The sequence below is a fragment of the Laspinema olomoucense D3b genome, from assembly GCF_025370785.1.
In the GTDB taxonomy this organism is placed as follows: domain Bacteria; phylum Cyanobacteriota; class Cyanobacteriia; order Cyanobacteriales; family Laspinemataceae; genus Laspinema; species Laspinema olomoucense.
Map to the genome: position 1 here is coordinate 1 of NZ_JAMXFA010000014.1, position 14,416 is coordinate 14,416.

General features: G+C 48.6%; 8 protein-coding genes. 5 read left to right on the forward strand and 3 right to left on the reverse strand.

Annotated features, from left to right (window positions below; all coding sequences use genetic code 11):
- Nucleotides 1-130 precede the first annotated feature (130 nt).
- Nucleotides 131-1,165 (reverse strand): bifunctional heptose 7-phosphate kinase/heptose 1-phosphate adenyltransferase, encoded by a 1,035-nt coding sequence (locus NG792_RS12060; protein ID WP_261235582.1) that lies wholly within the window; start codon nt 1,163-1,165, stop codon nt 131-133.
- A gap of 234 nt (nt 1,166-1,399) precedes the next feature.
- Complete coding sequence (locus NG792_RS12065; protein WP_261200980.1) at nt 1,400-1,960, reverse strand: response regulator; 561 nt, start codon at nt 1,958-1,960, stop codon at nt 1,400-1,402.
- Between the two features lie 353 nt (nt 1,961-2,313).
- Between NG792_RS12065 and lipA the strand changes: the two genes are divergently transcribed.
- The 3 genes from lipA to NG792_RS12080 all read left to right on the forward strand — a co-directional run bounded on the left by lipA (nt 2,314) and on the right by NG792_RS12080 (nt 9,844).
- The gene (gene lipA / locus NG792_RS12070) at nt 2,314-3,246 is read left to right on the forward strand and encodes a lipoyl synthase (RefSeq protein ID WP_261235583.1); all 933 of its coding nucleotides are present in this window, start codon (nt 2,314-2,316) and stop codon (nt 3,244-3,246) included.
- A gap of 505 nt (nt 3,247-3,751) precedes the next feature.
- The gene (locus tag NG792_RS12075; RefSeq protein ID WP_261235584.1) at nt 3,752-3,889 is read left to right on the forward strand and encodes a hypothetical protein; all 138 of its coding nucleotides are present in this window, start codon (nt 3,752-3,754) and stop codon (nt 3,887-3,889) included.
- 618 nt (nt 3,890-4,507) lie between these two features.
- Nucleotides 4,508-9,844, forward strand: a complete 5,337-nt coding sequence (locus NG792_RS12080) for an AAA family ATPase (protein ID WP_261235585.1) — start codon at nt 4,508-4,510, stop codon at nt 9,842-9,844.
- Between the two features lie 98 nt (nt 9,845-9,942).
- On the opposite strand, the gene NG792_RS12085 is transcribed toward NG792_RS12080, so the two are convergent.
- On the reverse strand, nt 9,943-11,445 hold the full coding sequence (locus tag NG792_RS12085; RefSeq protein WP_261235586.1) for an alanine/glycine:cation symporter family protein: 1,503 nt from the start codon (nt 11,443-11,445) through the stop codon (nt 9,943-9,945).
- Nucleotides 11,446-11,953: 508 nt separating this feature from the next.
- Between NG792_RS12085 and NG792_RS12090 the strand changes: the two genes are divergently transcribed.
- Entirely contained in the window at nt 11,954-12,925 is a 972-nt protein-coding gene (locus NG792_RS12090; protein WP_261200985.1) for an SDR family oxidoreductase, read from the forward strand.
- 224 nt (nt 12,926-13,149) lie between these two features.
- Complete coding sequence (locus tag NG792_RS12095; protein WP_261200986.1) at nt 13,150-14,067, forward strand: NAD(+) kinase; 918 nt, start codon at nt 13,150-13,152, stop codon at nt 14,065-14,067.
- The last annotated feature ends 349 nt before the right edge of the window (nt 14,068-14,416 follow it).

Consider the following 14,416-nt stretch of genomic DNA (forward strand, 5'->3'; position numbering starts at 1 on the left):
GCCCGGGGGGAGATTGGGAAGAATAATCTTCCCCACCTTCCCCATCCTCCCCATCCTCCCCACCTTCCCCACCTTCCCCACCTTCCCCATCCTCCCCACCTTCCCCACCTTCCCAGCTATCCAAGAGGCGTCAAACAGTCTCCTCACTCAAGAGTAAGGCTAAGGCCTCCTTCATTTCCCCTTGAGTGGTGGTGGCGGTGCCAAATTGCCGGACGACAATACTGGCGGCCAAATTGCCGAGAACGGCTGCCTCCCAGTAGGAACCCCCGGCACAGAGTCCTAGGGTGAGTGCAGAGACCACCGTATCCCCGGCACCTGTTACGTCAAAGACATCGGTGCGATTGAACGGGGGAATGTGATGTTCCATCCCGGCGCGATCGCATAATGTCATGCCTTCATCCCCTCGGGTAATTAGCATTTGTTGTGCCTGGGTGAGGGTCAGCAGGTCCTGTGAAGCTTGGGTGACGGATGGGGGGGTAGTAATGGCGTATCCCACCGCTTGCTCGGCTTCGGGGACATTGGGGGTAAAGATTGTGGCACCGGCATAGCGATGGAGAGCCGTTTGAGCATCGACTACGGTCAGTCCATGTCCTAATGCCGCTTCAATCACTAGGGGAGTTAGGACGCCATCGCCATAGTCGGAACAGACGACGGCATCCACTGTGGGGAGTTGAGCGCGGATGTAGTCGGCGAGTTGTTGCTGTAAGTCTAAGCTGGGTAACTCATCGGATTTGCGATCGACTCGGACAACCTGCTGAGTCACCGACTGACGCGCATGGCCGGAAATCCGGGTTTTGGTGACCGTGGGCCGATCGCGATCGATGAAAATTCCCCCAGTATCGATTCCTGCTGCTGCAAAAATACTGCACAGGGCTTTTCCTTGTTCATCTTGGCCAACTAAACCCGCGACTTTAACGTTAGCCCCCATTTTTGCCAGATTGTAAACCGCATTCGCTCCCCCTCCGGGGACTTGACGGGTGCTTTCATGGCGCAGAATTAACACGGGTGCTTCTCGGGAAATACGCTCCACCTGACCCGTGAGAAATTCATCCAAGGTCAAATCGCCAATCACGAGGACTCGCGCGCTTGAAAAGCGGTCGATCAACTCTAGTGAGCGCCGTGCTCCTTCCCGGAGGCGATCGGCAAAGTGGGACTCAATAGCCATTTCGGTCAACTCTCTGTTAAAAGTTCAGACATAAGAATTCTGGACCACAGGGACGAGATCGGCAATAAGAGCGAGCGCACCGGAAACAGAGCGATCGCCTGAGCAAATCTCTCCACAGAGGTCCTGGGGTCATCAAACCCCGGATTCAACCCACAGCAATTCCCCGTCAGGTCAGACAGAAACAAGACGGTGGGATATCCGTGAGTTTATTAACGCCATCCCTGGGCCTAGGGACTACTTCAACTTGGTTTTGATCAGGGTCACCACTTGAGTCATCTGTTTCTTTAAAGCATTAATTTCAGCCTGCATCTTAACGATCTGCTGTTTGAGGGCCTGAATTTCCGCAGCACTGGCTCCGCCACCGGCTCCCCCAGGGGCGGGTTGAGGTACTGGAGCACCTTCCGGGTGCCATTTTTTGGCCTTCGCCATGGAAGTTTTAATCGCTTCAATCAGGGATTTCTTCTCAAATGGCTTTTCGATAAACTCAAAATACTCAAACGGTTCGGCAATTTTTTCCGCAACTTCCTCCTTGCGTCCTGACATCAAAACGAGTGGAGTCATCTTTCCTTCAGTTTTGGAGATCTTATCCAACTGCTGAAACACCTCCCAACCGCTGACCTTTGGCAATAGGAAGTCCAACATAATCAGGTTCGGGCGTTCTTCACGGATCTGTTTGAGTCCTTGTTCGCCGTCTTTTGCTTCTAATACTTCAAAGTTACCGGCAGGCAGCATATCTCTGACCATGCGCCGGATCACTGCACTATCATCGATAACTAGGATCTTGTGACTTGCCACGACTGACTCCTCTGGGGGTGAGTGAAAGCTGTAATTCTAACAAGAGAGTTTTTTCATTATGCCAGCCCCTGGGATGCTGATGCACCCCCGCCAAAACTAGACGGTGGTCCAGGCAGATCCCAAAAATGACAGCTTTCTTGATTGTATTGGGCTTTGGGACCGGGTTGATCTCCCTCTTGGTTCTTTTTACACAAACCCGGTCTGTGCTAACCTCATCATGATTGCAATTCCCTCCCCAGAGAGTGTCTCGGGTTACAGATCAAGGGGCAAAGGCTTAGAGTAGAATAGGTTCGCACCGCTTCAGTCCGGGACTGGAATGGAGCAGTTTTACCCCCCTTCACCCTTTTAACGCCATGTCTGCTCAAAGTAACCCCACGAATCCGACTGCTGCAACTCCGTTGCGGAATGAAATTGAGGCGATGCCGGACTGGTTGCGACGCCGAGGCATTGGCAAGGCGAGTGAGTTGTCCGAGGTGCAACGGATTATCAAGCAGCGGCAGATCCATACGATTTGTGAAGAGGGCCGCTGTCCGAATCGGGGGGAATGTTATGGGAATAAGACGGCTACGTTTTTATTGATGGGTCCGACTTGTACCCGCTCTTGTGGTTTCTGTCAGGTGGATAAGGGTCATGCGCCGATGCCGTTGGACCCCCAGGAACCGCAAAAGGTGGCGGAGGCGGTGCAGTTGTTGGGGTTGCGGTATGTGGTGCTGACTTCGGTGGCGCGAGATGATTTGGCCGATGGCGGTGCGGGATGGTTTGTGGCAACGATGAATGCAATTCGCGATCGCACTCCAGAAACTCAAATAGAGGTGCTCACGGCAGATTTCTGGGGGGGACAGGGGGCTCAGTTGGAACGGTTGCAACGGGAGAGAATTGCAACGGTTGTGGCGGCAAAACCGGCTTGTTATAACCATAATATTGAGACAGTGCGACGGTTACAAGGGCGGGTGCGTCGAGGGGCCAAGTTTGAGCGCTCTTTGGCGGTGTTGAGGATAGTCAAGGAACTGGATTCCAGGATTCCTACAAAGTCGGGTTTGATGTTGGGACATGGGGAAACCCAGGATGAGATTATTGAGGCAATGGCAGAGTTGAGGGTGGTGGATTGCGATCGCCTGACTTTGGGGCAGTATATGCGGCCCTCGTTAGAACATTTGCCGGTGCAAAAGTATTGGACGCCGGAGGAGTTTGAGGAGTTAGGGGCCCTCGCTCGGGATATGGGGTTTTCTCATGTGCGATCGGGTCCCCTGGTCCGCAGTTCCTATCATGCGGGGGAAGAGGGATAAACCCGGCGATCGGCCCCATCGTGTTCCCCCGGACAAGGTGACCACAATGGGGCCATCGGGTTTGCTACCAATCAATCCCTTTTGGTTCTTCCTTCACATCTACCCGCAGGCGGAGAGGATAACCCTGACCCTCTTATGTGAGCCAGATACAAGCCTGTCTAAAGAGAGCCAAGGGAGCAAGATGGAAAGCCAGTAGGTATAGCGAGGGATGTGCGGCATTTACAGATTCTCGGGCTGGGAGATCTTGCCAAAATGATACACAATCCCGTTGATAACAGTCGGCAACAAATCCTCAAGATGTTAATCCGTGATAAGTGGTCAAATTCCTGATTTCGGTTGGCATATTGTTTGGGACAAAACCGCAGCAATCACCTAAGACTTTTTCCAAGTCGTCTAAGGTTTCACAATAGACTTCTTGCCAAATTCTTTAAAGCCGATTGGCGTTTTAAAGGGGGGACAGGGGGATCAATCCTTTTTTTGCAAGAGGTCTAATAAGTATTGACTAATGGCTCATTCCCCAATTTCCATAACCGATCGGCTGGTTGTAACTCGGGAGAATAAAGCGGAATATTTTCAGCTTTTATCCCTAGAGGCAGAGCAACTTTATCGCTTCTATGCGATCGGTGTGCGCCTCGAAAATTAAAATAAGTTTATCTTCAAGAGTTCCAACTTTTTTGGCAAAAGTCTCACTCACTCAATTCACCTATCGAACCTAAACTGGGGGGATTAAATAACTGTGAATAGCAGTGAAGTCCCCCAGTTTTGGGGTTGACAAATCCCTAAAGGTATAATCCCTCGTATCTATAAAAATTAAATAAGAGTTAACCCCCCTTTTGGCGACTTGAGGTCCAGCCCAGACTCGCCCATGTACGGGTCTTTTTTTTCTTTAATTTTTTCAGATATTATAACCGAACTTTCCCAACCGGATTACCTATAAGTTAAACTTAAACTATCAATTTTTTAGAGGGTGGTGCTTTAGTGCCAGTCCGATTTACAGATTGACCCCCACATCCCGACAAGTGAACCTAGCTCTGTGAACTAATTTCAGCCAGGGATGGAGTTGGGATAATTGCCCTAAGCTGCCTCACTCTCGGCTAACTCGTAAGCCAGTTTGTCGCCCCACTCCACTCCACTGAATATTGCTACAATAGTTTAAAAACATGACCCCTGCTGAGTTGAGACTCTTACGATATTCATCAGGTTCAGCGAAGCATCGCTTAATCCCACCCAACTTGATTGTTTACCAACCCCTATTCTAATTATGCTGACTCTTGCTGGTGTTACCATTCAAACTCAGATCTATCAAAGTGCCAATTCCATTGTCTATCGCGGCATCTGGGATGCAGATTCTCTACCGATTATCTTAAAAGTCCTCAAAGAAAATTATCCCACACCCCAAGAACTCGCTCGCTATCGCACCGAATATCAGATTACCCAATCCCTGAATGTGCCGGGGGTGATCAAGGTTTATGACTTGCAGAAATATCAAAATACCCTAGTCATGTTTGTGGAGGACTTTGGGGGAGAATCCCTAAAGCATTGGCTCAGTGAGCGCACCTTTAACTTAGAGGAATTTCTGCATCTGGCGATCGCCATCGCTGAAGGATTAGGACACATTCACGAGGCGAATATTATCCACAAAGATATTAACCCAAGCAATATTGTTTTTAATCCCACCACCGGACAAGTCAAAATCATTGACTTTGGCATCTCTACTCAACTAACGCGAGAAAATACTACCCTGAAAAATCCCAACATCCTAGAAGGCACTCTCCCTTATCTCTCCCCCCAACAAACTGGGCGGATGAACCGCTGCATTGACTACCGCAGTGACTTTTATTCCCTAGGGGTGACCTTCTATGAACTGCTGACTCACCGACTACCCTTTGAGACTACCGACCCCCTAGAATTAGTCCACTGTCACATTGCTAAACAGCCGGTCCCTCCGGCGGATCTTGATACAAATATTCCCACAGTTCTTTCGGAAATCATCCTCAAACTGATGGCGAAAACGGCGGAAGACCGCTATCAGAATGCTTATGGATTAAAAGCGGATTTAGAGGAATGTCTGCGTCAACATAATGCCAACAGCATATTAAATTTTCCCCTAGGTCGATACGATATTTCTGATAAATTTCACCTCCCGCAAAAGCTCTATGGCCGAGAGGCAGAAATCCAGTGTTTATTATCAGCCTTTGCAGAAAGTAGCATCCAAAGTCAACTGATGCTGATTGCCGGATATTCGGGAATTGGTAAGTCAGCTTTAGTGCAGGAACTCTATAAACCGATTACGGAAAAGCGGGGTTATTTTATTGCCGGAAAATTTGACCAATATCAGCGAGATATTCCCTATAGTGGCCTTGTAAATGCCTTTCAGGGGTTAGTGAAACAACTGCTAACGGAAAGTGAAGCCCAGCTCAACCAGTGGCGAGAGAACCTCTTAGCCGCAGTGGGAGTGAATGGCCGCGTGATTATTGAGGTGATTCCGGAAATTGAATTAATCATTGGACAACAACCGGAGGTTCCCGAACTTGGACCTAACGAGTCGCAAAATCGCTTTAATTTAGTATTTCAAAATTTTATTAAAGTGTTTACCGAACCGCAACATCCCTTAGCCTTATTTATTGATGATTTGCAATGGGCGGATGGGGCATCTTTAAAGCTGATGCAATTGTTGATGGCGGGGCGATCGCCCGGATTATTTTTAATCGGGGCCTATCGAGACAATGAAGTTTCTGCCGCCCATCCCTTGATGTTAACCTTAGATGAAATTGCCACAACTGGGGCGATCGTCCGGCACATTTTTCTGACCCCATTGAACTTGAAAACCATTGCCCAATTGATTGCAGATACCCTCAACGCTGACATTCAAATGGTCACCCCCCTCGCCGAGTTAGTCCAGGCCAAAACTGGCGGGAATGCCTTTTTTATGAACGAATTTCTCAAATCCCTCTACACCGAAGGATTGTTAGAATTTGACGTTAAAACCCTAAGTTGGCAGTGGAATTTAGAGCAAATTCAATCCCAGGATTTTACAGATAATGTGGTGGAACTGATGGTCGGTAAAATCCAAAAACTGCCAGCACCGACCCAAGAATTGTTAAAAATTGCCGCTTGCATTGGGAATGAGTTTGATTTAAAAACTTTAGAAGTAATTATTCACCAAAATTCTGCCCAAATCATTAACACTCTCTCCCCAGCCGTTGCCGAAAATTTATTAAATCCTTTATGCAATATGGGAGATGTCGCCTTAGTGGTGGCTGAGGCAGAATTTTTGTTTGTGGGCTTAGGGGGAAAATGGGTTCAATCTTTACCCTACAAATTTGTTCATGACCGGGTTCAGCAAGCTGCCTATTTTTTGATTGAAGACTCGCAAAAGTCAGATTTTCATCAAAAGATTGGGCAAATTATGCTAGAAAATACGCCGGAGGATAAGCGAGAAGAAAAAATTTTTGATATTGTCAATCAACTTAATTTGGGCCGGGGATTAATTGCGCAGAATTCTGCCCACCCCGAACTGGCCCAATTAAATTTAATAGCCGGGAAAAAAGCGAAACTCTCCACAGCCTATCAACCCGCTTGGAAGTATTTGCAAATGGGTATAGAACTGTTACCCCCGAATAGCTGGCAGGAGCATTACCCTCTCACCCTTTCCCTGTATGAAGAATCTGCCGAAGTCACCTATCTCAATGCTGACTTTGCACTGATAGATCAATTTGTTACCACGGTGTTATCACAAGCTCACACGGTACTTGACAAAGTAAAAGTATATGAAGTAAAAATTCAGGCTTATAACGGTCAAGGCCTCCTTGAGGACGCGATCGCCATTGGCTTAGAAGTGCTTAATTTGCTAGGAATCAAGTTGCCTAAGCAGGCAAGTCAACTCGATGTTTTGTGGGGACTACTAGGAACTAAGTTGACTATCGGAACGCGAGAAATCGCCAGCTTGATTGACTTCCCAACCATGACAGACCCTTCTTCTCAAGCCGCAATGCGGATCTTGGCTAAAATTGCATCGGCTGCCTATGTAAGTACACCTTTGCTGCTACCCCTGATTGTGTTTAAACAGGTCAATTTATCCCTTAAATGGGGCAATACTTCAGAATCGGCTTATGCCTATAGTTTTTATGGATTGATTCTCTGTAGCATTTCTGAGGATTTTCAGGGGGGTTTTCAATTCGGACAGCTTGCAATTCAATTACTTTATAAACTGAATGCCCGCGAAGTTGAAGCCCGGACTTTGTTTATCATTTATCATTTTATTCAGCACTGGATAAAGCCCGTAAAAGAAGTATTGAACCCCCTGCGGCAAGCTTATGCAGTGGGGCTAGAAACGGGAGATTTGGAATTTGCGACCTATTCAGCTCTCCAATACTGCGCCTATGGTTTCCTGAGTGGGTCTGAATTGGTGCAACTAGAATCAGAAATGGTCACCTATATTCAAGTCATGGAGCAAATGGGGCAAGAAAGAAACCGGCTTGCACAATCCTTATTCCATCAAAGCGTCCTCAACTTACTTAACGAGGGAGAGAATCCTTGTGCTTTAAGCGGTCCAAGTTTTGATGAACAGGTGATGCTTTCGGTGATGCAAAGCCGAAATGACAAGTCTGCTCTTTCGGATTTCTTCGTTATAAAGTTGTTCCTGGCTTATTTATTTAGGGAAGCAGAGGATGCAGTAGCTTACGCTAAATTATCCGAGCAATATCTGGACGGAATGACAGGCAGTCTTTTTGTGGCTCATTTTTATTTCTATGATTCCCTAGCACATTTATTGGAGGCAAACGATGCTTCTCCAACTCAGCAAAAAGTCATAATCCGAAAGGTATCCCGCAACCAGAAAAAAATCAAAAAATGGATGCATCATGCTCCGCAAAATAATTCCCACAAATATTGGCTGGTGGAAGCGGAACTTTGCCGGGTACAAGGTAAAGATGCCAAGGCAATGGAGTATTACGATCAAGCCATTAACCTGGCTCAAGAAAACGAATATCTTCACGAAGCGGCGATCGCCTATGAACTCGCGGGCAAATTCTATCTCTCCAGACGGAAAGAATTGACCGCTAAAGGCTACATCCAGGAAGCTCGCTACGCTTATCAAATCTGGGGTGCTACAGCCAAAGTCAAGGATTTAGAAAAGCGATATAGCCAGTTTTTTACCGCAGGGGAACGGGGGAACACAACCCGTCAACCGAACCCAGCCATAACTAACACAGGTTCTAATCATAACCTCGATATTGCCACAGTAATGAAAGCATCTCAAGCGATTTCTGGGGAAGTTTTGCTGGAAAAATTACTCTCTAGCTTGATGAATATTCTCATCGAAAACGCTGGTGCCCAACGGGGCTACTTAATTTTATCAATTCAGAGTCAATTACTCATCGAAGCAGCCGGAGGAATAGAAGATGAGCGGGTCACGGTGTTGCAATCAATTCCCGTAGCCAACTGTCAAACCCTTTCCGAATCAATAGTCAATTATGTAGCGCGAACTCAAGAAACCGTGGTTTTAAATGATGCCACGCGCAGCGGCAATTTTACCAGTGATTCTTATATCCAACAGGCTCAACCCAAGTCAATTCTGTGCGTACCCCTGATTGATAGAGGGAAGCTAGTCAGCATTGTTTATTTGGAAAACAATAGCACCACGGGAGCCTTTACCCCGGAACGAGTGGAAGTGTTACAGTTGTTATCGCGTCAGGTGGCAATTTCCATTGAAAATGCCCGGTTGTATCAAACTTTGGAAGAAAAAGTCAAGGACCGGACCGCCCAATTAGCCAATGCCAATGCAGAAATTACCATGCTGAATGAGCGGTTAAAAGCGGAAAATATTCGGATGGGGGCTGAGTTAGAGGTGACCCAGCGATTGCAAAAAATGCTGTTGCCGAACCAAGAGGAACTGGATGCGATCGCCGGGTTAGACATTGCGGGATTTATGGAACCGGCAGAGGAAGTGGGAGGGGATTACTATGATGTCCTCAAAAGTGGCGATTCGCCTGACGGCGATAGCTCCGCTTCACGCATCAAAATCGCCCTGGGGGATGTGACGGGACATGGGTTGCAAAGTGGGGTGGTGATGATGATGGCCCAAACGGCGGTGCGGACCTTACTGGAAGGGGATTTTACTGACCCGGTGCAATTTTTAGAGGTGATCAACCGCACGATTTATAAAAACGTGCAACGGATGAATTCTGATAAAAATATGACCCTTATGCTGCTGGATTATTGCGCAGGAAAATTAACTTTGAGTGGGCAGCATGAAGAGGCGATCGTTGTGCGTTCTGATGGGACCGTAGAGTGCATTGATACTGTTGATTTAGGATTTCCGATTGGGCTAATCGATGAGATTTCGGATTTTGTGAGAACCACGGAGATTCATCTGAATTCCGGGGATGTCGTGGTGTTGTACACCGATGGAATTACCGAGGCGGTAAATAGCAATTTGGTCCAGTATGGCCTTGAGCCCATAATTGAATCAATTCGGCATCATTTACAGGGCAACGCCAGGGAGATTTGTCAAGGCGTGATTGAGGATGTTCGGCGACATATTGGCAAGCAGAAGATTTATGATGATCTCACCTTAATTGTTCTCAAACAGAAGTAACGGTTGCGATCGCATTTGAGTGAGGGATTGGGGAGAGGAAGAGTCGATACCTTGGTGGTAAACCTCCCCCCAGCCCGATCTATTAGTCCCAGCGCAGACTACTTATAAACGGACATTTCGCCACTGTTGAGACGAAGCATATAACTGTCGAGATCGGCCCGAACTTTGTCCGCCAGCAGGAACCCGCCCACCAAATTGGGAAAGGACATTGCAAAGAACATCATATCGGCGAAATCGAGGATGGCACCGAGGTTGATGACGCTCCCGAAGAAGACGCAAAGGACATAAATCACTCGGTAGACAATCAAGGTGCTTTCGCCAAACAAGTAGGTCCAGGCGCGTTCACCGTAGTAACTCCAGGAAATCATGGTGGAGAAGGCAAACAGAAAGACCGCCAAGGTGAGAAGGACGGGGAACCAACTAATCACCGAACCAAATGCGGCAGCGGTGGTTTCTACCCCATGAGTGATATTGGGGTTGGCATATTGTCCGGTGATAATCACGACTAAGGCAGTCATGTTACAGATAATCACTGTATCGATAAAGGGTTCGAGGAGGGCCACAATGCCTTCCCGGATGGGTTCTTCAGTTCGGGCGGCAGCATGGGCGATCGCTGCTGAACCCACCCCCGCTTCATTGGAAAATGCCGCTCGCCGGAATCCCTGGACCACTACGCCAATAAATCCCCCTTCAACTGCTCGGGGGACAAAAGCTTCGGTAAAAATTTGGGCAAAGGCGCTCGGAATCTGAGACGCATTCATCAGAATAATCCACAAAGATGCGGCAACGTAAAGGAGACACATGGCGGGGACGAGTGCCCCGGCAACGTTGCCGATGCGCTGAATGCCACCAATAATCACTAAGCCAACCAGGAAGGCGAGAGCGATTCCGTACAGCCAGTTGGGTAGAGCCGGGAATAAGCCAGCAATGGCGGCAAAGGATTGGTTCGCTTGGAACATATTGCCCCCACCGAAGGCCGCCCCTATACAGAGGATGGCAAACAAACTCGCCATGATATTGCCAAATTGACCCATGCCTTTTTCGGCCAAACCCCGAGAGAGATAGTACATGGGCCCACCGGCAACCCGACCATCGGGCAAGACCACCCGATATTTTTGGCCTAGGGTGCATTCGACAAACTTGCTCGTCATACCGAATAAGGCGGCAACGGTCATCCAGAACATGGCCCCGGGTCCCCCCACGGAAATGGCGATCGCCACCCCGGCAATATTTCCGAGTCCCACCGTGGCCGATAGGGCGGCAGCTAGGGCTTGGAAATGGCTAACTTCTCCGGTTTCGGCAGGGTCATCATAGTGACCTTGGACGACAAAAATGGCGTGTTTGAAGCCACGGAAGTTGATAAAGCCCATGCGAATGGTGAAAAAAATTGCCCCGCCAATCAACCATAAAACAATCAGAGGGACGCCCAACCCAAAATCGAAAAATAGGACGGCAGACATCCAGTTCACCAGTTGAGTAAAGACGGCATCCACGGTGGCGAGGAAGCCAGTGGGTGCAGCCTTTTCAGCTTCTTGGGCGACTGCGGCGATCGGCACAGCCAGTAGAAATAGGATGATGAGTGAAATCCAGCGTTTCTTCATAAGTGCAGTCAGTTAGAGGGAGTGGGATGGGGAATTTGAGTCTTCAAGAGGTGACTATACTGCCTTTGGCGGGTCAAGCTGGGCTTATAGAGAAATATTCCGCCTTGTTATCGTTCAACCTTTAACCCATCTGCGTAGTTATGTCAACAAACTGGGGGTTGATTTTGCTTCCGCGTTGGGACCCTAGTCCGGGGGTACAGTAAGGGTTAGAAACCGGGTTTCTTAAGCCAAATATTGGCAATTAGCAACAGATTCGGTTAAGAAACCGGGTTTCTTGTCCTAGCTGATCTAATCCAGTACCAAGTCCTAGGTCCTCGTCTCCTGAGAACGGAAGGAGGCAGGAGATGGCTCCATTTTTAGGTGGGTCAGGACCCGACTGCCCTCGATTCTTTAAGTTTTTTAGCGCAATGCCTCAAAATTGTTCAGATTTGTAACGAATTTCCCAAAGAAATCTCAGGAATCTCTGATAAAATTTCATAAAAGTTAAAATTTCGTCAAACAATCCTGGATGAGCTTATTGGTTGTCGGTGCCACTGGTACCCTAGGCAGACAGGTTGCCCGTCGCGCCTTAGACGAGGGATACCAGGTACGTTGTTTAGTACGCAGTTTCAAAAGAGCGGCCTTTTTAAAAGAATGGGGCGCTGAGTTGGTCCGTGCAGACTTATGTGATCCACAAACCTTGCCCGTTGCCCTAGAAGGGGTAACGGCGATTATTGATGCAGCGACGAATCGTCCCACGGATTCTTTGAGCATCAAACAAGTAGACTGGGAAGGTAAGGTGGCACTCATTCAAGCCGCCAAAAAAGCCGGGGTCGAACGGTATATCTTTTTTTCTATTCTGGATGCGGACCAGTATCCAGAAGTCCCCTTAATGGAAATCAAACGCTGTACAGAAGTCTATTTAGCTGAATCGGGATTAGATTACACCATCCTGCAATTAGCGGGCTTCCTGCAAGGGTTGATCTCCCAATACGCTATCCCCATTTTGGACAATCAAGCGGTGTGGGTGACTAACCAGACTGCTCCGATCGCCTATATGGATACCCAGGACATTGCTAAATTTGCGGTGCGGGCCTTGTCAGTCCCTGAAACCTCTAAGTCTGTTTTTCCCGTAGTGGGGACTCGTCCTTGGACTCCCCAGGAAATTATCGAACTGTGCGAACGACTCTCGGGGGAAAAAGCCAAGGTGACGCGAATGCCGTTGGGTGTTCTGCGGGCATTTCGCCGGGTGGTGCGATTTTTCCAATGGGGTTGGAATGTAGCCGATCGCTTGGCATTTGCTGAAGTGCTCGCCTCAGAGAAACCCCTAACGGCCAATATGGATGAGGTGTATCCCGTCTTTGGATTGGACCCCAAGGACACGACAACCCTAGAATTGTACCTGAAAGAGTATTTCAGCCGAATTTTAAAGAAGTTGAAAGAATTAGATTACGAACAGAGCAAAACCAAGAAGCAGTCCAAACGAAGAGTCCCATTTTAACCCCTGCTGTGGGGTTAGCTCAGTCAAAGGAGGTAGCCTGTGGAGGGCGATCGCCCTCAAGGCTCTTGACAAATGGCATAGCTTTGTTCAGACTCTAGTTTCACAGGGCTATTTGGCATCACAGATGCCATTCATCCGCCCAGTGCATTCGCGGTGAGTCACCGGGAATGTTATTCCATCCCTAACTCTGGCAATCAATTAACCACTAGCAGGACTTGAGCGCGGTGCCGAAAGCTGGCATTATTTACAACGATATTAAACCCGTAGCTTGTCGTGCTGCTGAAGAATGGAGAGACAAGCTAATTGGGTTGGGTTGGGAAGTTGCTCTCGCCACCGGCATGGGGGGCATTTTGGGCTATTCTGACCCAGATAAGCCCGTCTGTCATACCAGCGTCGAACAGCTCACCCCTCCTGGATTTAACGCTGAAATGTCTTTCGCGGTGGTGTTGGGAGGCGATGGCACTGTGCTGTCCGCATTTCGGCAGGTGGCAAGCAGCGGCATTCCCTTGTTAACGGTCAATACGGGCCACATGGGGTTTCTGACGGAAACCTACCTCAACCAACTTCCCGAAGCGATCGAACAGGTGTTAGCGGGGAACTATCAAATCGAAGAACGGACTATGGTCACGGTGCAGGCGATCCGAGATGATATTGTCGTCTGGGAGGCGCTTTGCCTGAATGAAATGGTCCTCCACCGGGAACCCCTCACCTGTATGTGTCATTTTGAAATTCAAGTGGGACGTCATGCGCCGGTGGATATTGCGGCAGATGGGGTGATTATTTCTACCCCCACGGGTTCGACGGCTTATGGTCTCTCGGCTGGGGGTCCGGTGATTACCCCAGATGTCCCGGTGTTGCAACTGGTGCCGATTTGTCCCCATTCTCTCGCGTCTCGGGCTTTGGTGTTTGCCAATACTGAACCTGTGACAATTTTTCCCGCTAATACCAATCGTTTGGTGATGGTGGTGGATGGGAATGCCGGGTGCTATGTGTTACCCGAGGACCAGGTGCGAGTCCATCGATCGCCCTACTCGGCTAAATTTATCCGGGTGAATCCCCCGGAATTTTTCCATGTTCTCCGAGAAAAACTCGGCTGGGGTCTGCCTCACATTGCTAAACCCACTTCGGTAGAATTGCCTTAATCCCAAAGCCCTCCGGTGCAGTCTGGGCCCAGTCCCCGGGGCGATCGCACTTGAACTTTCCGGGATAAGGCGACTACCGCTCTATACTAAAGGCTACCCTGCCTCTGCGGGACCCGCCTATTCCAGGGTCCCTAACCCCCATCCCGTACCTTTTTTAACTAAAATAGAATCTAAACCTGATGGAAATCCGTCCACAAATTAGGATGAACCTTCTCCCAACCTGTAACCACAGCAGCAGAATTTCAGGGTAACCGTTGCTATATTCTACCTAGTCCGGATTCCTCTGAGGGGTCCCAACAATGGTCGCAGTTCACCCTAGGGCTGATTTCCACAACTCCCTTTTCAATTG